The 18,667-nt window shown below is 69.3% G+C and carries 19 protein-coding genes; 7 read left to right on the top strand and 12 right to left on the bottom strand.

The window, feature by feature from the left end; translation table 11 throughout:
* Position 1 precedes the first annotated feature (1 nt).
* A complete protein-coding gene (locus tag E3U25_RS10610; RefSeq protein ID WP_116220451.1) occupies positions 2-1,243 on the bottom strand; it encodes an FAD-dependent oxidoreductase in 1,242 nt (413 codons plus the stop codon).
* A 172-nt stretch (positions 1,244-1,415) separates the two neighbouring features.
* Between E3U25_RS10610 and E3U25_RS10605 the strand changes: the two genes are divergently transcribed.
* A complete protein-coding gene (locus tag E3U25_RS10605) occupies positions 1,416-2,318 on the top strand; it encodes a LysR family transcriptional regulator (protein WP_036759713.1) in 903 nt (300 codons plus the stop codon).
* Between the two features lie 9 nt (positions 2,319-2,327).
* Here E3U25_RS10605 and E3U25_RS10600 read toward each other — a convergent pair whose 3' ends face one another.
* The 3 genes from E3U25_RS10600 to E3U25_RS10590 are packed head-to-tail and all read right to left on the bottom strand — an operon-like array spanning position 2,328 to position 3,666.
* A complete protein-coding gene (locus E3U25_RS10600; RefSeq protein ID WP_244295101.1) occupies positions 2,328-2,768 on the bottom strand; it encodes a DUF2269 family protein in 441 nt (146 codons plus the stop codon).
* A gap of 53 nt (positions 2,769-2,821) precedes the next feature.
* Complete coding sequence (locus E3U25_RS10595; protein ID WP_116220452.1) at positions 2,822-3,325, bottom strand: Rossmann-fold NAD(P)-binding domain-containing protein; 504 nt, start codon at positions 3,323-3,325, stop codon at positions 2,822-2,824.
* On the bottom strand, positions 3,265-3,666 hold the full coding sequence (locus E3U25_RS10590; RefSeq protein WP_116220453.1) for an NAD-dependent epimerase/dehydratase family protein: 402 nt from the start codon (positions 3,664-3,666) through the stop codon (positions 3,265-3,267). Before E3U25_RS10590 ends, E3U25_RS10595 begins: the two co-directional genes overlap by 61 nt.
* A gap of 318 nt (positions 3,667-3,984) precedes the next feature.
* On the opposite strand from E3U25_RS10590, the gene E3U25_RS10585 reads away from it, so the two are divergent.
* The gene (locus E3U25_RS10585; RefSeq protein ID WP_114535702.1) at positions 3,985-4,530 is read left to right on the top strand and encodes a CAP domain-containing protein; all 546 of its coding nucleotides are present in this window, start codon (positions 3,985-3,987) and stop codon (positions 4,528-4,530) included.
* 21 nt (positions 4,531-4,551) lie between these two features.
* Here the strand turns inward: E3U25_RS10585 and E3U25_RS10580 are convergent, their stop codons facing one another.
* From E3U25_RS10580 to tauA, 8 genes are all read right to left on the bottom strand, one after another.
* A complete protein-coding gene (locus tag E3U25_RS10580; RefSeq protein ID WP_116220454.1) occupies positions 4,552-5,532 on the bottom strand; it encodes a phosphate acetyltransferase in 981 nt (326 codons plus the stop codon).
* A gap of 3 nt (positions 5,533-5,535) precedes the next feature.
* Entirely contained in the window at positions 5,536-6,552 is a 1,017-nt protein-coding gene (locus tag E3U25_RS10575) for a YeiH family protein (protein ID WP_072462047.1), read from the bottom strand.
* A gap of 211 nt (positions 6,553-6,763) precedes the next feature.
* Positions 6,764-8,545, bottom strand: coding sequence for a sulfoacetaldehyde acetyltransferase (xsc, locus tag E3U25_RS10570; RefSeq protein ID WP_116220455.1), 1,782 nt, complete (start codon positions 8,543-8,545; stop codon positions 6,764-6,766).
* 12 nt (positions 8,546-8,557) lie between these two features.
* On the bottom strand, positions 8,558-9,949 hold the full coding sequence (locus E3U25_RS10565; RefSeq protein ID WP_116221637.1) for an NAD(P)/FAD-dependent oxidoreductase: 1,392 nt from the start codon (positions 9,947-9,949) through the stop codon (positions 8,558-8,560).
* 8 nt (positions 9,950-9,957) lie between these two features.
* On the bottom strand, positions 9,958-10,380 hold the full coding sequence (locus E3U25_RS10560; RefSeq protein ID WP_116220456.1) for a nuclear transport factor 2 family protein: 423 nt from the start codon (positions 10,378-10,380) through the stop codon (positions 9,958-9,960).
* Between the two features lie 92 nt (positions 10,381-10,472).
* Positions 10,473-11,300: an ABC transporter permease subunit gene (locus E3U25_RS10555; protein WP_036756128.1), complete on the bottom strand. Its 828-nt coding sequence runs from the start codon at positions 11,298-11,300 to the stop codon at positions 10,473-10,475.
* Positions 11,293-12,102 (bottom strand): taurine ABC transporter ATP-binding protein, encoded by an 810-nt coding sequence (locus tag E3U25_RS10550; protein ID WP_036756131.1) that lies wholly within the window; start codon positions 12,100-12,102, stop codon positions 11,293-11,295. Before E3U25_RS10550 ends, E3U25_RS10555 begins: the two co-directional genes overlap by 8 nt.
* 66 nt (positions 12,103-12,168) lie before the next feature.
* The gene (gene tauA / locus E3U25_RS10545; RefSeq protein WP_281029283.1) at positions 12,169-13,146 is read right to left on the bottom strand and encodes a taurine ABC transporter substrate-binding protein; all 978 of its coding nucleotides are present in this window, start codon (positions 13,144-13,146) and stop codon (positions 12,169-12,171) included.
* Positions 13,147-13,351: 205 nt separating this feature from the next.
* Here tauA and pdxR point away from each other — a divergent pair, with 205 nt between their 5' ends.
* The 5 genes from pdxR to E3U25_RS10520 all read left to right on the top strand — a co-directional run bounded on the left by pdxR (position 13,352) and on the right by E3U25_RS10520 (position 18,632).
* Entirely contained in the window at positions 13,352-14,839 is a 1,488-nt protein-coding gene (pdxR, locus tag E3U25_RS10540) for a MocR-like pyridoxine biosynthesis transcription factor PdxR (protein ID WP_072462061.1), read from the top strand.
* A gap of 397 nt (positions 14,840-15,236) precedes the next feature.
* Positions 15,237-15,746: a bifunctional 3-hydroxydecanoyl-ACP dehydratase/trans-2-decenoyl-ACP isomerase gene (gene fabA, locus E3U25_RS10535; protein WP_036756139.1), complete on the top strand. Its 510-nt coding sequence runs from the start codon at positions 15,237-15,239 to the stop codon at positions 15,744-15,746.
* Between the two features lie 21 nt (positions 15,747-15,767).
* Positions 15,768-16,997: a beta-ketoacyl-ACP synthase I gene (gene fabB, locus E3U25_RS10530; protein WP_072462122.1), complete on the top strand. Its 1,230-nt coding sequence runs from the start codon at positions 15,768-15,770 to the stop codon at positions 16,995-16,997.
* A gap of 19 nt (positions 16,998-17,016) precedes the next feature.
* Positions 17,017-17,805, top strand: a complete 789-nt coding sequence (locus E3U25_RS10525; protein ID WP_036756142.1) for an enoyl-ACP reductase FabI — start codon at positions 17,017-17,019, stop codon at positions 17,803-17,805.
* Positions 17,805-18,632: an alpha/beta fold hydrolase gene (locus E3U25_RS10520; protein WP_116220457.1), complete on the top strand. Its 828-nt coding sequence runs from the start codon at positions 17,805-17,807 to the stop codon at positions 18,630-18,632. Before E3U25_RS10525 ends, E3U25_RS10520 begins: the two co-directional genes overlap by 1 nt.
* Positions 18,633-18,667: the final 35 nt, after the last annotated feature.

Genomic DNA, 18,667 nt, shown 5'->3' with positions numbered 1-18,667 from the left:
CTCAATGCCCGGCCGCCGTGGCGCCCATTTCGTTCAGAAGCTCGAATCGCGCAAAGCGCTCCAGCGCAAAGGGCATCAGGATGTCGGGCACCCGGCCGGTCGCGATGGTTTCGGCCATGCGCTTGCCCGCCACCGCCGTCGCCTTGAACCCCCAGGTGCCCCAGCCCGCGTCCAGCCAATAGTTCTGCAGGGGCGAGGCGCCCATGATCGGGCTGAAATCCGGGGTGATGTCGGTGATCCCCGCCCATTGCCGCAAAAGCTTGACGTTGTGCAGGAAGGGCATCAGCTGCAGCGCGCCGGTGGCCAGCGCCTCTTTCTGCGGCAGGCTGGAGCGGGTCGAGGCCAGCTGGTAGGGGTCGGTCCCGCCGCCGATCACGATCTCCCCGCGCGAGGACTGCACCAGATAGGTATGCAGGTTCGACGAGGACAGCAGGATGTCCAGGAACGGCTTGAGCGGCTGCGTGACCATGGCCTGCAGGGGAAAGCAGCGGATCGGCAGCCGGATGCCGGCCATTTCGGCGATGCGCCCGTTCATCCCGCCCGCCGCCTGCAAGACCTGCCCGGCCAGGACGGTGCCGCGATTGGTCCGTATCTCGGTCACGCGGCCGCCGGCGATGCCGAAGCCCGTGACCTCGGTGCGCTGGTGGATCTCGACCCCGCGCTCGGCGGCGCGCTTGGCATAGCCCCAGGCGACGGCGTCGTGGCGCGCGGTGCCGCCGTCGGCGTGCCACAGCCCGCCCAGGACCTCGTGCTGGCCGCCGAAATCCATGTTCACATGCGGGCACAGCTCCTGCACGGTCTGGGCATCCACGACCTCGGCGCGGATGCCGGCATGCTTGCCCATCTCGGCCCGCAGGCGAAAGCTGCGCATGGCCGCGTCGGAATGGGCCAGCGTCAGCTGGCCGCGCTGCGAGAACATGACGTTGAAGCCCAGCTCCTGCGACATGGTCTCGAACAGCGAGACGCCTTCGCGATAGAACTCGATCGAGGGCAGCGTCAGGTAGTTCGAGCGCACCGTCGTCGTGTTGCGCGCCGTGTTGCCGCCGGCCAGATAGCCCTTTTCCAGCACGGCGATGTTCGAGATGCCGTGGTAATGCGACAGGTAATAGGCCGCCGCCAGCCCGTGGCCGCCGCCGCCGATGATGACGACATCGTAGCTTTTGCGCAGCTCGGGCGTGGAGGGAATGTCGCGATAGGGCCGGTGGCCCCGTCTCAACCCGTATTTCAGCAATTCGATCGGCATGCGTCGTCCCCGGTTTTCCGCCGCCAGTCTTGCCGCCGGCCGCTGCGCGGGCAAGAAACGGAACCTGGCCCTCAGACCCCGTTTTCGTAATGGCCGGAAAAGAAAACCCGCTGGCAAGGGGCAGGCCGTCCCGCTATAATGGCCGGCGGCCCGGCAGATGAGGATCGGCCCCATGGACCTGCGCTTTCTGGAAACCTTCATCGCCATCGCCGATTGCGGCTCGATCGCCGAGGCGGCCCGGCGGCTGAACCGCACGCCGGCGGCCCTGACCCAGCGCCTGCACGCGCTGGAGCAGGAGCTGGGGCACAAGCTGGTCCTGCGCTCGGGGCGCACGGTGCAGCCCACGGCCGAGGGGCTGGCGATCCTGGATCACGCCCGCGCGCTGGTGCAGGGCGCGCGCGATCTTCAGGCGCTGGCGGCGAACGGGGTGCCGGCGGGGCAGTTGCGGCTGGGCGCGACCGCGACCTCGCTGACCGGATTGCTGCCGGCCATCATCACCCGGCTCAGCGCCGACTATCCCTCGATCGAATATTTCGTCCAGCCCGGCTCGTCGGTCGATCTCTACCATCGCGTGGTCGAGGGACAGCTGGACGCGGCGATCATCGTCAGGCCGCAATTCGCCATCCCGAAATCCACCGACTGGCTGACCATCCGCGACGAGCCGCTGGTCTTCATCGCCTCGCAATCCGCGCCGCCGCTCGACCCGCATGTGCTGATCGAGCGGTCGCGCTTCATCCGCTACGACCGCAACCAATGGGGCGGGCAGATCGTGGACAAATACATCCGCGACCACGGGCTGAAGGTGCAGGAATGGCTGGAGCTGGACGCGCTGGACGCCATCGCCGCGCTGGTGGACCGGGGCCTGGGGGTGGCCATCGTCCCCGACTGGGCGCCGCCCTGGCCGGATGGGCTGCGGCTGCGCAAGACCCTGCTGCCCGCCGGCGAGGCGCGGCATACCGGGGTGATCTGGCAGCGGTCCGGCGCCCGGCATCCGGCGGTCCACGCCTTTGTGCAGGCCTGCCGGACGGTCTTTGCCGGGCCGGCCGCCGGCGGCAGGGGCCGGCCGCAGCCCTGAGGCGGGGCCCTACCAGATCTGCGCCGGCCGCGCGATCATCAGCCAGAAGATGCCCGGCACGGCGGCAAAGGCCGGAAAGCCGAAGGCGAACCAGGCCCGGAACAGCCGAAAACAGCGCGGCGGCAGCGCCCCCCGGTGCAGCGCCGAGACGGCCAGGCCGCGCATCTGCATCTGCATCTGCATCCAGACCACCGGCAGCCAGAAGGCGCCGGTCAGCAGATAAAGCAGCAGCGACAGCACGATCCGATGCTCGCCCAGCCCATGGCCCAGGTGCCAGGCCAGCGCGCCCGCGACCACCCCCGGCCCGGCCAGCGCCCGATGCATCAGTTCCAGCCCGTTCTCGAAATCCGTGGTCAGCGAGATGATCGCGGTCAGCGTCCAGAACAGCACCAGCACCACGAACAGCACCGGCTTGATGGGATAAAACCGGGCGAACCAGCGCTCCCGCACCGTGGCCGGGCGCGCGCGCAAGGTCTCCTCCAGGCCGCGGGGCCGGATGCCGGTCAGCTGGGTCCAGGGCGCCGGGTCGCCGACGGCGCCGTGGCGGATCTCGGCCCGCGCGGTGCTGCGCAGCGGCGGGCGCCGGCCCAGCCTGCCCGCCAGGTCGCCCGCCCGGTAAAGCAGGCCCGCCACCAGCCAGGCAGCGCCAGCGGCCGCGCCGGGCGCCAGCCCAGCCAGGCGCGATGCAGCGCCCCCACCTGGGCAAAGGACAGTCGCTCTGGCCCGGCCAGTTCCAGCGCCAGCCGTGCCGGCCGGTCGGGCGGGACGAAGAACGCCACGGTTTCGGCCACATCCTCCAGCGCCGCCCCCTGCAGGGGGCCGGTCTCGGGCATCACCGGCAGCACGGGCAGGGCCGCCAGGCCGCGGATCAGCGCGCTGGCGCCAAAGACCGGCCCGCCCAGCACCACCGAGGGCCGCAGGATCACCCAGTCCGGGTCCAGCGCCATCAGCGCCCTGTCGCCCTTGAGCTTGCTGGCCGAATAGGCCGAGGCCTGCCGCCGGTCCACCCGATGGCCGAGAAATGCACGGCCCGCCGCACCCCCGCCGCCGCGCAGGCGCGAAACAGCGCCTCGGCCCCGGTGGCATGGGCGGCGGCGGTATCCTCGCGCGCATTGTCCTGCAGCACGCCGACGCAGTTCACCACCGCGTCGATGTCGCGAAGATGCGGCAGCCAGGTCTCGGGCTCGCGCGCCTGGCGGAAATCCACCCGGATCCAGCCCGAGACCGCGCCGGGTGCCGCCGGCGCGGCGCTGCGGGTGGTGCCCAGGACGACATGGCCGTCGGCGACCAGCCGGGTGCAGACGCTTTGCCCGATCAGCCCCGTCGCCCCCGTCACCAGCACCCCCATGGCCGGCCTGCATCGGGGGCTGTATCGGGGGCTGGGCCGGCCGCCTCACGCCTGATCGGGCGGCTCATCGGTCGTTTCTCCCTGGGATTTGCACGAGAATTCCGCGAGGACCAGGTGAAGCGCCCGCAAGCGGCCTTGTTCCAGCGCCGCAGCGGATCAGGAACCATGTCCCCTTCCGGGTCGTTCTACACGCATGACGTGTCCGAAGATCGCCGGCACAGCCCCAGGGCGCCGCGACCCGCATTTCCATCGTGCTTTCGTTCAGGTTTTTCCAGTCGTGCCGCAGGCGTTCTTCCATCGCATCAGGAGGAAAACACGATGCCGCACGAAATCCCCCACCCCGCATGCACCGCGGTTGCGGCCTGCCTGCTGCTTGCCGCCTGCACCGCGCCGCCAAGCGCCGGGCCGGACAAGGCCTATGACGTGCAGGTCTCGGCGCCGGGCCTGGTCGAATGCAGCACCCCCAGCCCGCAGGTCGTCCGTTCCGGCCTCAGCGCCACCAACCGCGCCCGCAGCCAGGCCGGGCTGCCCGCGGTCCAGGCCAATGCCCTGCTGTCGCAGGCCGCGGCCGCCCATGCCTGCGACATGGCGCAGCGCGGCCGGATGAGCCATGCCGGCAGCCGCAGCAGCGGCCCGGCGCAACGGCTCAAGGCGCTGGGATATGCGCCGCGCATCACCGCCGAGAACATCGCCGCCGGCCCCTACGGCGCCGACCAGGTGCTGGGGGAATGGAACAGCTCCAGCGGGCACCGGGCCAATATCCTGATCCCGCAGGTCCGGCAGTTCGGCATCGGCCACGCCACCGGCGCGGATGGCCGGACCCGCTTCTGGTCGGCCGTCTATGCCGCGCCAGCCGGGCGCTGAACGCAGCGGGTCGGGCCGCCGCTAGGACGCGGCGACCGGCCCGGGCTTTGCTGTCTGGACGGCTGTTACGGCTGCTGCGTCGACGATGTCTTTGACGGAGCATCCTCGCGAGAGGTCGTTTGCGGGTTTTGCCAGTCCCTGCAGGATGGGCCCGATGGCGGTGAGGCCGCCCAGGCGCTCGGCGATCTTGTAGCCGATATTGCCCGCGGCGAGGTCGGGAAAGACGAAGACGTTCGGCCGCCCCGACAGCCGGCTGGCCGGCGCCTTCCTCGCCCGGATCGCCTCGTCCAGCGCGGCGTCGAACTGCATCTCGCCATCCACCTCGAGATCCGGGGCCGCGGCGCGGATCAGCGCCAGCGCCTCGCGCAGCCGGCCGAGGCTCGGGTGGTCGGCCGAGCCCGCGGTCGAGAAGGACAGCAGCGCCACCCGCGGCTCCTCGGCCAGCAGCCGGCGGCAGCTTTCGGCGGCCGAAAGCGCGATGGCGGCGAGCTCCTGCGCGTCGGGCTGGATCACCAGCCCGCAATCGGCAAAGATCATGCCGCCCCTGATCGGCGCGCCCGGCCCGCAGGACAGCATCAGGAAAAAGCTCGACACGATGCCGGCATCGGGGGCCCGGCCGATGATCTGCAATGCGGCGCGGACGGTGTCGGCGGTGGTGGCGACGGCGCCGCCCAGCGTGCCGTCGGCCTGGCCCAGCCGCACCCGCATCGCCGCCTGGCGGATCGGGTCGCGCATCTCGGCCAGCGCGCGTTCGCCGGTCATGCCCCTGGCCGCGCGCATGCGGTGCCAATGGTCGGCCAGTTCCGCCAGGTCGGGCGCGCCGGCCGGGTCGATGCGGCGGGCGCCGGGGATCTCGGGCCCGCCCATCAGGGTGACGCGCGCCAGCCCCTCGGCCAGCAGCCGGCGGGCGGCCTCGGCCACGCGCGGGTCGTCGCCCTCGGACAGGATGATGTGGCGGTCCAGCGCCTTGGCGGTCTGGTGGATGCGCTCGAGCGGTTTCATCTCTTACCCCAGGAAATGCAGGCCGGCGACGACGAAGACGCCCAGGAACACGGTCTCGGCCACGATCAGCCCGATGGCGCCGGCGCCGACCTCGAGCATCTTGCCGAGCGAGGTCTTGATGCCGACCGCGGCGATGGCGATCAGCAATGCCCAGCGGGACAGCTGCCCGGCGAAGTCCGAGACCGCCGGCGGCACCAGCCCCAGGCTGTTGAGCGTGGCGAGCGCGAGAAAGCCGATGACGAAGCCCGGCAGCAGCGGCGGCGCCTTGCCGCCCCGGCGGTCCGAAAGCCCGCGCGCCCGGATCGCCAGGGAAAAGCACAGCACCACCGGCGCCAGCATGGCGACGCGGATCAGCTTGACCAGGGTCGCGGTCTCGCCCGCCTCGGGGCCGATCGAGAAGCCGGCGCCGACCACCTGGGCGACGTCATGGATGGTGCCGCCCAGGAAGACGCCGGAATCGCGGGCGGTGAAGCCGAAAAGCCCGGCCAGCATCGGGTAGAGCACCATGGCCACGGTCGAAAGCACGGTGACGGAGAGCACGGTGAAGACCAGGTCGCGCTCGGATTTCTCGTGCCGGGGCAGGACGGCGGCGATGGCCATGGCCGCCGAGGCGCCGCAGATCGCCACCGAGCCGCCGGTCAGCAGCGCAAAGCGCCAGCCGCGGCCGGCCAGCCGGCTGGCGGCAAGGGCGAACAGGATGGTCAGCACCACGCCCGCCGCCACCAGCGCGATGGCGCCCGGCCCCAGCGCCGCCAGCATGCCGGCCGAGATGCGCGCGCCCAGAAGCGCCACCCCCAGCCGCAGCACGGTGCGCGCGGTAAAGGCGATGCCGGGGGCGGTGCGGGTGCCCTCCTCGGCCAGGAAGTTCAGCGCCAGGCCCAAAAGCAGCGCCATCAGCATGGCGGGGGCGCCGTAATGATCCGACAGGAACTGCGCCGTGGCCGCGACCAGCGCCGAGACGGCGAAGCCCGGAAAGGCTTCCTCGATCAGGCCGCGCGAAGGGATCATGGTGGAAATCATCGTCCTCACCGGGATGCGGGGATGGGCCGGGGCGCTTGTTGCTGCGCGCCGGGGGGTGTCATGGGGGCCGCGGGCGGGGCGGGGCGCCGAGGGGGGCTCTGCCCCCCTCGCGCTTGCGCGGCCCCTCGATGGGGCCGCGCAAGCGCCCCCCGGGGTATTTGGGAAACGGAGAAAGGCAGGGGACGCCCCGGCCTTCCGCCGCCGTCCCGCCTCAGGCCGCGCCCTGCTGGGGGCGCATGTCGGCCGGGTCGATGCCGGCGACCACCACCGGCTTCTTCATCGCGTCGCGGCGGAAGGGCTCGCCCAGTTCCTGGTTCAGCAGCACCTCGATGAAGGTGGTCTCGCGGTTCTTCATCTGCCGCTCGACCGCATCGTGCAGCGCCGCGGTCAGTTCCTCCTGGCTCTTCACCTGCACGCCGACGAGCCCGCAGGCCTGGGCGATCTTCGCATAGGAGGTGTCGCGGTCCAGCTCGGTGCCGACGAAGTTGTTGTCGTACCACAGCGTGGTGTTGCGCTTTTCCGCCCCCCACTGGTAGTTGCGGAAGATCACCATGGTGATCGCCGGCCAGTCCTCGCGGCCGCAGGCGGTCATCTCGTTCATCGAGATGCCGAAGGCGCCATCGCCGGCAAAGCCGATCACCGGCACGTCCGGATTGCCGATCTTGGCGCCCAGGATCGCCGGGAAGCCGTAGCCGCAGGGCCCGAACAGCCCCGGCGCCAGGTATTTCCGCCCGGCCTCGAAGCTCGGGTAGGCATTGCCGATGGCGCAGTTGTTGCCGATGTCCGAGCTGACGATCGCCTCTTTCGGCACCGCCTGCATGATCGCCCGCCAGGCCTGGCGCGGGCTCATCAGCCCGGCGTCGCGCCTGCGCGCGTCCTCGTTCCATTCGGTGCCGGGATCGTCCTCCTCGTGGTCCAGGCTCGACAGTTCCTGCGCCCAGCGGGACCTGGTCTGCGCCACCAGCGCCTTGCGTTCCGCCCGGCCGGCATCGCCGGCGGTGGGGGCAAGCTGCGCCAGGATGCCGCGCGCCACCTTGGCCGCGTCGCCCTGGATGCCGACCGTGACCTTCTTGGTCAGCCCGATGCGGTCGGCGTTGATGTCGACCTGGATGATCCTGGCGTCCTTCGGCCAGTAGTCGATGCCATAGCCCGGCAGGGTCGAGAACGGGTTCAAGCGCGTGCCCAGCGCCAGCACCACGTCGGCCCTGGCGATGATCTCCATCGCCGCCTTCGAGCCGTTGTAGCCCAAGGGGCCCATGGCCAGCGGGTGCGAGCCGGGGAAGCTGTCGTTGTGCTGGTAGTTCGAGCAGACCGGCGCATCCAGCCGCTCGGCCAGCCTGGCCAGCTCCGGGATCGCGCCCGACAGCACCACGCCGGCGCCCGACAGGATCACCGGGAACTCGGCCCCGGACAGCAGCTTTGCCGCCTCGGCCACCGCCTGCTCGCCGCCCGCGGGCCGCTCGAAGGCGACCACCTGCGGCAGCTCCACGTCGATGACCTGGGTCCAGAAGTCGCGCGGGATGTTGATCTGCGCCGGGGCCGAGTTGCGCCAGGCCTGCATGATCACCCGGTTCAAGACCTCGGGGATGCGCGAGGCGTCGCGCACCTCTTCCTGGTAGCAGACGCAATCGGCGAAGATGCGCATCTGCTCCATCTCCTGGAAGCCGCCCTGGCCGATGGTGCGGTTCGCCGCCTGCGGCGTGACCAAGAGCAGCGGGGTGTGGTTCCAGTAGGCGGTCTTGACCGGCGTGACGAAGCCGGTCACGCCGGGGCCGTTCTGCGCGATCGCCATCGACATCCGGCCGGTCGAGCGGGTGAACCCGTCCGCCATCATCCCGGCGTTCGTCTCGTGCGCGCAGTCCCAGAACGTGATCCCAGCCCTGGGAAACAGGTCCGACACAGGCATCATCGCAGAGCCGATGATCCCGAACGCATGCTCGATCCCGTGAAGCTGGAGAACTTTCACAAAAGACTCCTCAGTGGTCATTCTCATGGCGATGGCTCCTTATTTGCGCTCGTCGCGGAAGTGATAGAGTTTGTAGAGGCCCCATTGGCCGAGGCGCCGGAACGGCGTCCTCCAGCCCTCATGCGGCAATTCGTCGTTGAAGATCGGCAGCCTGGGCACAGCCTCGCCCGCGACCAGCTGCGCCATGCGCCGCCCGGCCATGGCGGAATACATCACGCCGTTGCCGCCATAGCCCAGCGCATAGAAGGCGCCGGGCAGGTCGGCCAGTCCGGTGATGCGCGGCATCATGTCGTGGCTGACATCCACCCAGCCCCACCAGCTGTAGTCCAGCTCGATCCCGCGCAGGGCGGGGAACTTGCGGGCCATCCCCTGCTTCAGCGCCTCCAGATGCGCCGGGTTCGCGGCATCGCGGCCGGTGATCGCGGCACGCGAGCCGATCTGCAGCCGGTTGTCGGGCAGCAGCCGGTAGTAATGCCGCAGCGTCCGGGTGTCGGTCAGCGGCGAGAGCTTTTGGATGCCGACCGCCTCCAGCTCGCCCGGCGTCAGCACGCGGGTGACGATGCTGTTCGACATGATCGGCATCAGCCGGTCCCTGAGCCGCGGGTGCAGGCCGCGCGGCGCATAGGCCGCCGTCGCCACCGCCACGCGCTTGGCGCGCACCGTGCCGCCCGGCGTGCGCAGGTGATGCACGCCGCCGCGGTATTCCCAGCCCTGCACCGGGCTGTCGACATGCACTTTCGCGCCCAGTTCGCGGGCGACGCGCAGGTAGCCGAAGGCCAGCTTCGCGGCATGGATGCCGACGCCGTCCACCTCCCACATGGCGCCATGCGCCTCCATGTCGCGCACGACGGTCCGGTGCAGCTCGTCGCGCGAGATCATGCGGGCGTCATAGCCGAAGGTCTCGCGCAGAAGCGCCGCCTCCTTCTGCAGCGCGGGCATCACGCTGGCCTTGTGGGCGATGTAGTAATGCCCGCCGTCCTGCGGATCGCAGTCGATCGCATGGTCGCGGATCAGCCCGCGGAACAGCTCGAACCCTTCGCAGACCTCGGCATGCAGGCCCTTGGCGGTATCGAGGCCCCAGCGCTCGATCCACTGGCTGCGCTTGAGCCGGCCCGAACTGACCTGCGCCTGCCCGCCGTTGCGGGTCGAGCAGCCATAGGCGACGCCGTTCGCTTCCAGCACGGTCGCCTTGATGCCGTGCATCTTGGCCAGGTGGAGGGCGCAGGAAAGGCCGGTATAGCCCGAGCCGATCACCACCACGTCGGCATCCATGTCGCGCGTGACCGGGCCGTCGTCCGCAGGCGGCTCGCCGGCGGTGCCGATCCAGTAGGTCGGCGCGTAATCGCTGCGCGGGCCCAGGCTGCGGCTGGTGATGGGGTCATAGAACGGGTCGTAGGGCTGCGCGCCCGCTCGTTTCTCGATCGCCTGCATGGCGGGCCTCATTTCTCGGCAAGGGCGGAGGCGGGGGCAGGGGCGGGGATGGCCGGGCGCTGCTTGCGGATCGCCTGCTTCTCGACGATCCGGCCGTCCGCGATGCGGAACAGGTCCACGCCCTGAACTTCGGTCCGGCTGCCGTCCGGGTTGGTGGCGCGGAAGGTCCATTGCGACACGCCGCGGGTGCCGTCCTCGGACAGGAAATGCGTGTGGTCGGCCCATTCGACGTCCGGCATCGTGGTCCAGACGGTCTCGAAGGCCCTGGCGATGGCGGCCTTGCCCTCGACCTTGTTGCCGTATTCATGCTCGCCGGCGACGGTGTAGAACACGCAATCCTCGGCGAAATGGGTCATCACGCCGTCGATGTCGTGGCGGTTGAAGGCGTCGAAGGTGGCCTTCAGGTCGGCGGCGGTCAGCTTGCGGGTCATCGGTGGATACTCCTCTCCCGGTCGGCGGCGCGCGGGCGCGCCTCCGGGACGTTTGCGGTGAATGGTTGCGGGTCAGCTCCGGCGGACGGGGGTCAGACCTTGCCCTTCCAGGGGATCAGCGCGCGCTCGATGCGGCGGATCAGCAGGTCGAAGGCAAAGGCCAGGATGCCGATCACGATGATCCCCATGATCACGGCGTCGCTGGCCAGGTATTCGGCCGAGTTCAGCACCATGAACCCCAGGCCGCGGTGGGCGGCGACCATCTCGGCCGCGACCAGCGTCGTCCAGCCCACGCCGATGCCGATGCGCATGCCGGTGAAGATCTCGGGCAGCGCCGCCTTCAGGATGACGTGGAAGATCACCTGCAGCTTGCTGGCGCCCATGGCGTAGGCGGCATGGATCTGCTCGATCGAGACCGAGCGCACGCCGGCGCGCGCCGCGATGGCCATGGGGGCAAAGATCGCCAGGAAGATCAGGAAGACCTTGGGAAACTCGCCGATGCCCAGCCAGATGATGATCAGCGGCAGATAGGCCAAGGGCGGCAGCGGGCGGTAGAACTCGATGATCGGGTCCAGCAGGCCCCGGACCACCCGGTTCACCCCCATCAGGATGCCGACCGGCACCGCGACGGCCAGCGCCAGGAAGAAGGCGCCCAGCACCCGGCCAAGGCTGGCCAGCGTATGCTGCACCAGGGTCGAGTTCGACACCCCCTCGGTCGCGGCCAGCACGAACTTGCCCCAGACCGCGGCGGGCGAGGGCAGGAACAGCGGCCTGACCCAGCCCATGCCGGTGACCAGGAACCACAGCGCGATCAGCGCCAGCGCCGTGGCCAGGCTGATGAGCGCGCTGGAGCCGTCGCCGGGGGCGCCGTAGGATACGCCGGGCCGGGCCGGGCGTGCTTTCATCAGCCGGTCAAGCATGGATCTTTTCCTGCTCGCCGGCGCGTTCGTCGCCATAGATGATGCCAAGGATCTGCTCCCTCATCTCGATGAAATCGGGGCTGGACTTGATGGCGCGGGCATTGCCCTCGGCCAGGAAGCGGCGGTTGAAGTCCAGCTCGTAGGTGTGGGTGATGCGGCCCGGCCGCGGCGACATGACGATCAGCCGCGAGCCGAGGAACAGCGCCTCCTCGACGCTGTGGGTGATGAAGAAATACATCTTGTCGGTCTGCTGCCAGATCTGCAGCAGCAGTTCCTGCACCGTCTCGCGGGTCAGCGCGTCCAGCGCCGCCATCGGCTCGTCCATCAGCAGCATGGCCGGGTCGCAGGTCAGGGCGCGGGCAATGCCGACGCGCTGCTGCATCCCGCCCGACAGGTGATAGATCATGTGCTTGTGGAAGTCCTGCAGGCCGACCAGCGCCAGGTTCTTCACCGCGCGCTCGCGCCTTGTCCTGGCATCCACGCCCTGCAGTTTCAGGCCGAATTCCACGTTGTCGATGACGTTCAGCCAGGGCAGCAGCGCGTGTTTCTGGAACACCACGCCGCGCTCGGCGCCGGGGCCGGCGACCGGGCGGTCGCCCAGCGTGATCTGCCCGGCCGAGGGCGCCATGAACCCGGCCATCAGGTTCAGGAGCGTGGTCTTGCCGCAACCCGAGGCACCCAGCGCCACGACGAAATCGCCGCTCTTGACCTCGAGGTTCACGCCTTTCAGCGCCGTGACAGGGGCGCCCTTGTGATGGCCCGGATAGATCAGGCTGACGTCGGAAACTTTCAGTGTCTGCATATCAGCGGTCTTTCAGAGGAAAGGGTTGAAGCGCGCGGGAAGGCGGCCCCGCAGGGGGCCCGCCGCCTATTGCGCCGCGGCCTGGGCGAAGCTCGGGTTCACGAAGGGGGCGTAATCGTCCAGCGCGCCGTCGATCTGCTTCTGCTCGACCAGGAAGCGGGCGCTTTCGCCCAGCGCGCGCACCGCGCCGCCGGTCAGCCAGGTCTCGGATGCCTGCTCGGCCGCATCCGGGAAGGACAGCATGTTCAGCGCCTCGACCGTGCCGGCGGCGTCGCCGCCGATCATCTTGACGATGCCCGCGACCTGCGGGGAATCCTCGGTCCAGGCCGCCTTGTCGGCATTGTAATCGGCATAGGCCCCGGCCAGCGCCTTGGTAAAGGCGGCCATGAAGTCCGGGTTCTCGGCAGCGAATTTCTTGTCCGCCACCAGCCCGTCGAAGGTCGGCACGCTGGCCGCGCCGATCTGTTCGCTGTCGGCGATGACCGCGCCTTCCTTCATCAGCTCGGTCAGCACCGGCGGCCAGACATAGGCCGCGTCGATGTCGCCGCGCTGCCAGGCGGCCAGGATCTGCGGCGGCTTCATGTTCAGGATGTTGACGCCGCGCGGGTCGATCTTCCAGACTTGGTCCATGCCCACGAGCAGGTGGAAATGCGAGGTCGAGACGAAGGGCACGGCGACGTTCTTGCCGGCCAGATCCTCGGGCTTCTCGATGCCCGAGCCGTTGCGGGCGACCAGCGCCTCGGACTTGCCGATATTGTCGAGGATCCAGAACAGCTCGAACTCCACCCCGCGCGTCGCCGCGGCGGCGATCCCGGTCGAGCCGATCACCCCCACCGGCACGTTGCCCGAGGCAAGCGCCGTCGAGATGTCGCCGCCCGAGGAAAACTGCCGCCAGTCGATCTTGTAGCCCGCCTCCTTGGCCGCGGCGTCCAGCCGGCCGTCGGCGATGGCGGCGATGAAGGGGCCGACGATCTGCTGGTAACCGACGACCACGGTGGTCTCGGCATGGGCGGGGGCCAGGCCGAGGCCGGCGCCAAGCGTCATCGCGGCCAGGAAGGCTCCGGCCCGGTTCATGTTGGTCATTCTTGTGACTCCCTGTCTTTCGATTGTTGGTCTTGCGACGCGGCCGAGCCTGTCGGCTCAGCCCCGGTGATTGGCATGGGCAACTCTGCACGGTTGCTTCTGCGGCAAAATGTTGCAGGTGACGGGGCGTAACGATATGTCCAGATGAAAGCAAAGATAAGGCCAGATGAGCGACCGGATTCCCGTCGAAATGTTCTTTTCCCGCGACAGCGATGCAGGCACGCTGCAGGCGCGGCTGGCGGCGGCCATCGTGCGGGCGATCCTGGAGACGCGGGCGCGGCCGGGCACGCGGCTGCCCTCGTCACGGGGGCTGGCCGCTGCGCTGGGGATTTCGCGGATGACGGTGACGCTGGTCTACCAGGAGCTGGTCAGCCAGGGCTATCTGGAGACGCGGGCACGGTCCGGCATCATCGTCGCCGCCACCGTGCCGCACCGCCGGCTGAAGGTGCAGGAGCCCGTGCCGCACGAGACCGCGCTCGACTGGGACAGCTGGCTTGCGGGCCAGCTGCCGCGGCAGCGGGTGATCCGCAAGCCGGCGAACTGGCGCGACTTCCGCTATCCCTTCATCTACGGGCAAAGCGACGCGGCGCTCTTCGACCACAACGCCTGGCGCGACTGCGCCCGCCGGGCTTGGGGGACGCGGGATTTCGGCGAGCTGGCCTCGGATCTCTACGGCGCCGACGACCCGATGCTGATCGACTACATCTGCTCGCATTCCCTGCCCCGCCGCGGCATCCAGGCCGAGCCGGACGAGGTGCTGGTGACGCTGGGGGCGCAGAACGCGCTGTTCATCGCCGTCGAGCTGCTGGCGCGCGGCGACCGGCTGGCCGTGACCGAGGATCCGGGCTATCCCGATTTCGCCGAGACCCTGCGCCGCGCCCACAGCCCGACCACCTTCCTCGACGTGGACGAGGGCGGGCTGAACCCCGAGCTGCTGCCGCAGGGGACGCGGCTGGTGATCGTGACGCCCAGCCACAACATCCCGACCGGCGCGACCATGCCGCTGGCGCGGCGCCGCGACCTGCTGGCCCGCGCCGCCGCGCATGATTTCCTGATCGTCGAGGACGATTACGACTTCGAGATGTCCTATCTGGCCCCGCCGGCGCCGGCGCTGAAATCGCTCGACCGGTCGGGGCGGGTGATCTATGTCGGCAGCTTCTCGAAATCGCTGTTTCCGGGGCTGCGCATCGGCTACATGGTGGCGCCGGCGCCCTTCATCGCGCGGGCCCGCGCGCTGCGCGCCATCATGCTGCGCCACCCGCCGAACCACCTGCAAAGGATCACCGCCTATTTCCTGGCGCTCGGCCATTACGACGCGCATATCGTGCGGCTGCGCGGGGCGCTGAAACGCCGCCGCGCGCTGATGGAGCAGGCGCTGGCGGCCACCGGGCTGCGCATCGCCGGGGCGGCGCGCTCGGGCGGGTCGAGCCTGTGGATCGAGGGACCGGCCGGCATCGACAGCGCCGTCCTGGCGGCAAGGCTGCAAGAGGACAGCGTGCTGATCGAGCCGGGCGAGGTCTTCTTCGAAACCCCGCCGCAGCCCTGCGCCTTCTTCCGGCTGGGCTATTCCTCGATCCGCGAGGGGGACATCGCACCGGGCATCGCCCTGATCGCCCGCCGCACCCGCGAACTGGCCGCGGAACAGGCCGGCTGACCGCCCGTTCCCCCGTCATGGGGGCTTTGCCCCCGCGCGTTCCGCGCTCCCCCAGGATATTTCGGCACGAAAGAAGCCGCGGCCCGGTATCCTCCGCCCGGTTCTTTCGTGTTGAAATATCCTGCGGGGGTCTGGGGGCGCAAAGCCCCCGGATGCGGCGCCGGCCATGGCGCGCAAGGCCCGCCCGTCCTGCCGGGCGGGGAAAGCTGCGGCAAATCGTCCGCCGCGCCTCCGTCTTTGGCAACCGCCGGCATATCCGACGCAAAAACCCGCAAAACCTGCGCCCTTGCGCCCTGCCGGGACGGAATGATAGACCCGAAAGCAAGTGCGGCGCGGGCCTTGCCCGGCAGCCGCCGCAGCAGTTAACGCAACGTCGGATCGAGGGGAACACACGCGCATGACGATGACACGGACCAGCTTTGACAAGGAAGATCTGCTGGCCTGCGCCCGTGGCGAGTTGTTCGGCCCCGGAAATGCCCAATTGCCCGAGCCGCCGATGCTGATGATGGATCGCATCACCGAGATTTCCGCCGATGCCGGCCCGCATGGCAAGGGCCATGTCGTCGCCGAATTCGACATCCATCCCGACCTGTGGTTCTTTGCCTGCCATTTTCCCGGCAATCCGATCATGCCGGGCTGCCTGGGCCTTGACGGGCTGTGGCAGCTGACCGGCTTCAACCTGGGCTGGCGCGGCTGGCAGGGGCGCGGCTATGCGCTTGGCGTGGGCGAGGTCAAGCTGACCGGCATGGTCCGCCCCGACCGCAAGCTCTTGCGCTATTTCGTCGATTTCACAAAGGCGGTCCAGACCCGTCGCCTGACCATGGGCGTCGCCGACGGCCGTGTCGAGGCCGACGGCGAAACCATCTATGAGGTCAAGGACATGAAGGTTGCCCTGTCGGCCGCCTGACACATGAACAAGGAGCACGCCATGCGCCGTGTCGTCATCACCGGGCTGGGCATCGTCTCTCCCATCGGCAACAATGCCACCGAGGTCACCGAAAGCCTGCGCGCTGGCCGCTCGGGCATCGTCTTCGCCCCCGAATATGCCGAGCACGGCTTTCGCAGCCAGGTTCACGGCATGCCGCAGATCGCCGTCGAGGACCATATCGACAAGCGCAACCTGCGCTTCATGGGCGCGGGCGCGGCCTATAACTTTATCGCCATGCAGCAGGCGATCGAGGATGCGGGCCTGGCGCCCGAGGATGTCTCGAACGAGCGCTCGGGCCTGGTCATGGGCTCGGGCGGGCCGTCGACCGCCAACCTGTTCGAGGCGCATCGCACCGTGATCGAGAAGGGCGCGCCCAAGCGCATGGGCCCCTTCATGGTCACGCGCTGCATGTCCTCGACCAATTCGGCCTGCCTGGCCACGCCCTTCAGGATCAAGGGCGTGAACTATTCGATCACCTCGGCCTGCTCGACCTCGGCGCATTGCATCGGCAACGGCACCGAGCTGATCCAGATGGGCAAGCAGGACATCGTCTTCGCCGGCGGCGGCGAGGAGCTGGACTGGACGCTCAGCTGCCTGTTCGACGCCATGGGCGCGATGTCGTCGAAATACAACGACACGCCCCAGACGGCCTCGCGCCCCTTCGACGCGACCCGCGACGGCTTCGTCATCGCTGGCGGCGCCGGGGTAGTGGTGCTGGAGGAGCTGGGCCACGCCCTGGCCCGCGGCGCCCGCATCTATGCCGAGGTCACCGGCTATGGCGCGACCAGCGACGGCTATGACATGGTCGCCCCTTCCGGCGAGGGCGGCGAGCGCTCGATGCGGCTGGCGCTGTCCACCCTGCCCGAGGGGCGGCGCGTCAGCTATGTCAATGCGCATGGCACCTCGACCCCGGTGGGCGACGTGGGCGAGATCAAGGCGCTGCGCCGGGTCTTTGGCGAGGGCGCGGTGCCGCCGGTGTCATCGACCAAGTCGCTGACCGGCCATTCGCTGGGCGCGACCGGCGTGCATGAGGCGATCTATTCGCTCTTGATGATGCAGCAGGGCTTCATCGCCGCCTCGGCCAACATCACCGAGCTGGACCCCGAGATCCGGCCCGAGGAGATTGCGCAGACGCGCATGGATGACGTCGATTTCGATAGTGTCCTTTCCAACAGTTTCGGTTTTGGCGGCACCAACGCCACGCTGCTCCTGTCGAAATACCGCGAATAAACCAAGAAAAGGTTAAGCCATGAGCGAATTGATGAAAGGCAAACGCGGCCTTGTGATGGGGGTCGCGAATGACCGCTCGATCGCTTGGGGGATTGCGAAGGCGCTGGCGGATCAGGGCGCGGAACTGGCCTTTTCCTATCAGGGCGAGGCTTTCGGCAAGCGGGTCGAGCCCTTGGCGCAATCGCTGGGCTCGGACTTCCTGATGGATGTCGACGTGCTGGACGACGAATCGCTCGACCGCGCCTTTGCGGCGATCGAATCGCGCTGGGGCGGGCTGGATTTCCTGGTCCATGCCGTCGCCTATTCCGACAAGAACGAGCTGACCGGGCGATTCATCGATACGACCCGCGACAATTTCAAGAATTCCTTGACGATTTCGTGCTATTCGCTGATCGACCTGGCCCGGCGGGCGCAGCCCCTGATGACGAATGGCGGCTCGATCATCACGCTGACCTATGCCGGCTCGAACCGGGTCACGCCGTTCTACAACGTCATGGGGGTGGCAAAGGCCGCATTGGAATCCTCGGTCCGCTACCTGGCCAACGACCTGGGCCCCGAGGGGATTCGCGTCAACGCGATCAGCCCCGGCCCGATGAAGACCCTGGCCGGCGCGGCCATCGGCGGCGCCCGCAAGACCTATCGCCATACCGAGGCCAATGCCCCGCTGCGCGCCAATGCCACGCTGGAGGCGATCGGCGGCACGGCGGTCTGGCTGTGTTCGGACTGGGGCGCCTGCACCACGGGCGAGATCGTGCTGGTCGATGGCGGCTATCACGTGCTGGGCATGCCGCAGTCGGAAAACCTGTGATGCCCGTCCGCTTCTTCCAGGCCGAGGACGGCGCCCGGCTGGCCTATCGCGACGAGGGCGAGGGGCTGGCGGTCCTGGCCCTGCCGGGGCTGACCCGGACGGGGCGGGATTTCGACTATCTGGCGCCGCATCTGGCCGGCGTGCGGCTGATCCGGCCGGATTACCGCGGCCGCGGCGATTCGGATTGGACCGGCGCGGACAGCTATACCGTCCCGCAAGAGGCGCGGGACGCGCTGGCGCTGCTGGATCACCTGGGCATCGCGCAGGCGGCGGTGCTGGGCACCTCGCGCGGGGGGATCATCGGCATGCTGCTGGCCGCGACGGCGCGCGACCGGCTGTTGGGCCTGTGCCTGAACGATGTCGGCCCGGCATTGCAGCGCAGCGGGCTGGAGCGGATCTTCGACTATGTCGGCCGCAACCCGGCCGCGAAAAGCCTGGAGGACATGGCAGAGCGCCTGCCCGCGCTCATGCCCGGCTTTGCCGGCGTGCCGGCAAGCCGATGGCTGGACGAGGCGCGGCGCCATTACGCCGAGACGCCCGCGGGCCTGCGCATCAACTACGACCCCGCCCTGCGCGAGGCGTTCCTGGCCGCCTTCAATGGGCCCGAGGTCGATCTGTGGCCGCTGTTCGACGCCGCGCAGGGGCTGCCCCTGGCGCTGGTGCGCGGGGCAAACTCGGACCTGCTGGCGCATGAGACCGCGACCGAGATGCGCTGCCGGCATCCCCAGATGATCCTGGCCGAGGTGCCCGATCGCGCCCATGTCCCCTTCCTCGACGAGCCCGAATCGCTCGCCACGATCCAGGATTGGCTTGCCGCCATGCGCTAGGTTGATCCGCCCGCCGCAAGGTCCGGGCATGATCG

It is taken from the genome of Paracoccus versutus (assembly GCF_029909795.1).
Taxonomy (GTDB): domain Bacteria; phylum Pseudomonadota; class Alphaproteobacteria; order Rhodobacterales; family Rhodobacteraceae; genus Paracoccus; species Paracoccus versutus.
Note: the sequence above shows the minus strand (reverse complement) of the source record. Positions and strands in the feature narration are given on the sequence as shown.

What these genes read in the sequence shown, in the direction of transcription:
- E3U25_RS10560 (WP_116220456.1), bottom strand. Translation starts at nt 10,380, where the DNA reads ATGACCCGCAAGCTGACCGCCGCCGACCTGAAGGCCACCTTCGACGCC.
- E3U25_RS10590 (WP_116220453.1), bottom strand. Translation starts at nt 3,666, where the DNA reads ATGGGGGTGCTGGTGACGGGGGCGACGGGGCTGATCGGGCAAAGCGTC.
- E3U25_RS10580 (WP_116220454.1), bottom strand. Translation starts at nt 5,532, where the DNA reads ATGAAACCGCTCGAGCGCATCCACCAGACCGCCAAGGCGCTGGACCGC.
- E3U25_RS10575 (WP_072462047.1), bottom strand. Translation starts at nt 6,552, where the DNA reads ATGATTTCCACCATGATCCCTTCGCGCGGCCTGATCGAGGAAGCCTTT.
- E3U25_RS10565 (WP_116221637.1), bottom strand. Translation starts at nt 9,949, where the DNA reads ATGCAGGCGATCGAGAAACGAGCGGGCGCGCAGCCCTACGACCCGTTC.
- E3U25_RS10520 (WP_116220457.1), top strand. Translation starts at nt 17,805, where the DNA reads ATGCCCGTCCGCTTCTTCCAGGCCGAGGACGGCGCCCGGCTGGCCTAT.
- E3U25_RS10555 (WP_036756128.1), bottom strand. Translation starts at nt 11,300, where the DNA reads ATGCTTGACCGGCTGATGAAAGCACGCCCGGCCCGGCCCGGCGTATCC.
- E3U25_RS10605 (WP_036759713.1), top strand. Translation starts at nt 1,416, where the DNA reads ATGGACCTGCGCTTTCTGGAAACCTTCATCGCCATCGCCGATTGCGGC.
- fabA (WP_036756139.1), top strand. Translation starts at nt 15,237, where the DNA reads ATGACGATGACACGGACCAGCTTTGACAAGGAAGATCTGCTGGCCTGC.
- xsc (WP_116220455.1), bottom strand. Translation starts at nt 8,545, where the DNA reads ATGAGAATGACCACTGAGGAGTCTTTTGTGAAAGTTCTCCAGCTTCAC.
- tauA (WP_281029283.1), bottom strand. Translation starts at nt 13,146, where the DNA reads ATGACGCTTGGCGCCGGCCTCGGCCTGGCCCCCGCCCATGCCGAGACC.
- E3U25_RS10550 (WP_036756131.1), bottom strand. Translation starts at nt 12,102, where the DNA reads ATGCAGACACTGAAAGTTTCCGACGTCAGCCTGATCTATCCGGGCCAT.
- fabB (WP_072462122.1), top strand. Translation starts at nt 15,768, where the DNA reads ATGCGCCGTGTCGTCATCACCGGGCTGGGCATCGTCTCTCCCATCGGC.
- pdxR (WP_072462061.1), top strand. Translation starts at nt 13,352, where the DNA reads ATGAGCGACCGGATTCCCGTCGAAATGTTCTTTTCCCGCGACAGCGAT.
- E3U25_RS10525 (WP_036756142.1), top strand. Translation starts at nt 17,017, where the DNA reads ATGAGCGAATTGATGAAAGGCAAACGCGGCCTTGTGATGGGGGTCGCG.
- E3U25_RS10585 (WP_114535702.1), top strand. Translation starts at nt 3,985, where the DNA reads ATGCCGCACGAAATCCCCCACCCCGCATGCACCGCGGTTGCGGCCTGC.
- E3U25_RS10610 (WP_116220451.1), bottom strand. Translation starts at nt 1,243, where the DNA reads ATGCCGATCGAATTGCTGAAATACGGGTTGAGACGGGGCCACCGGCCC.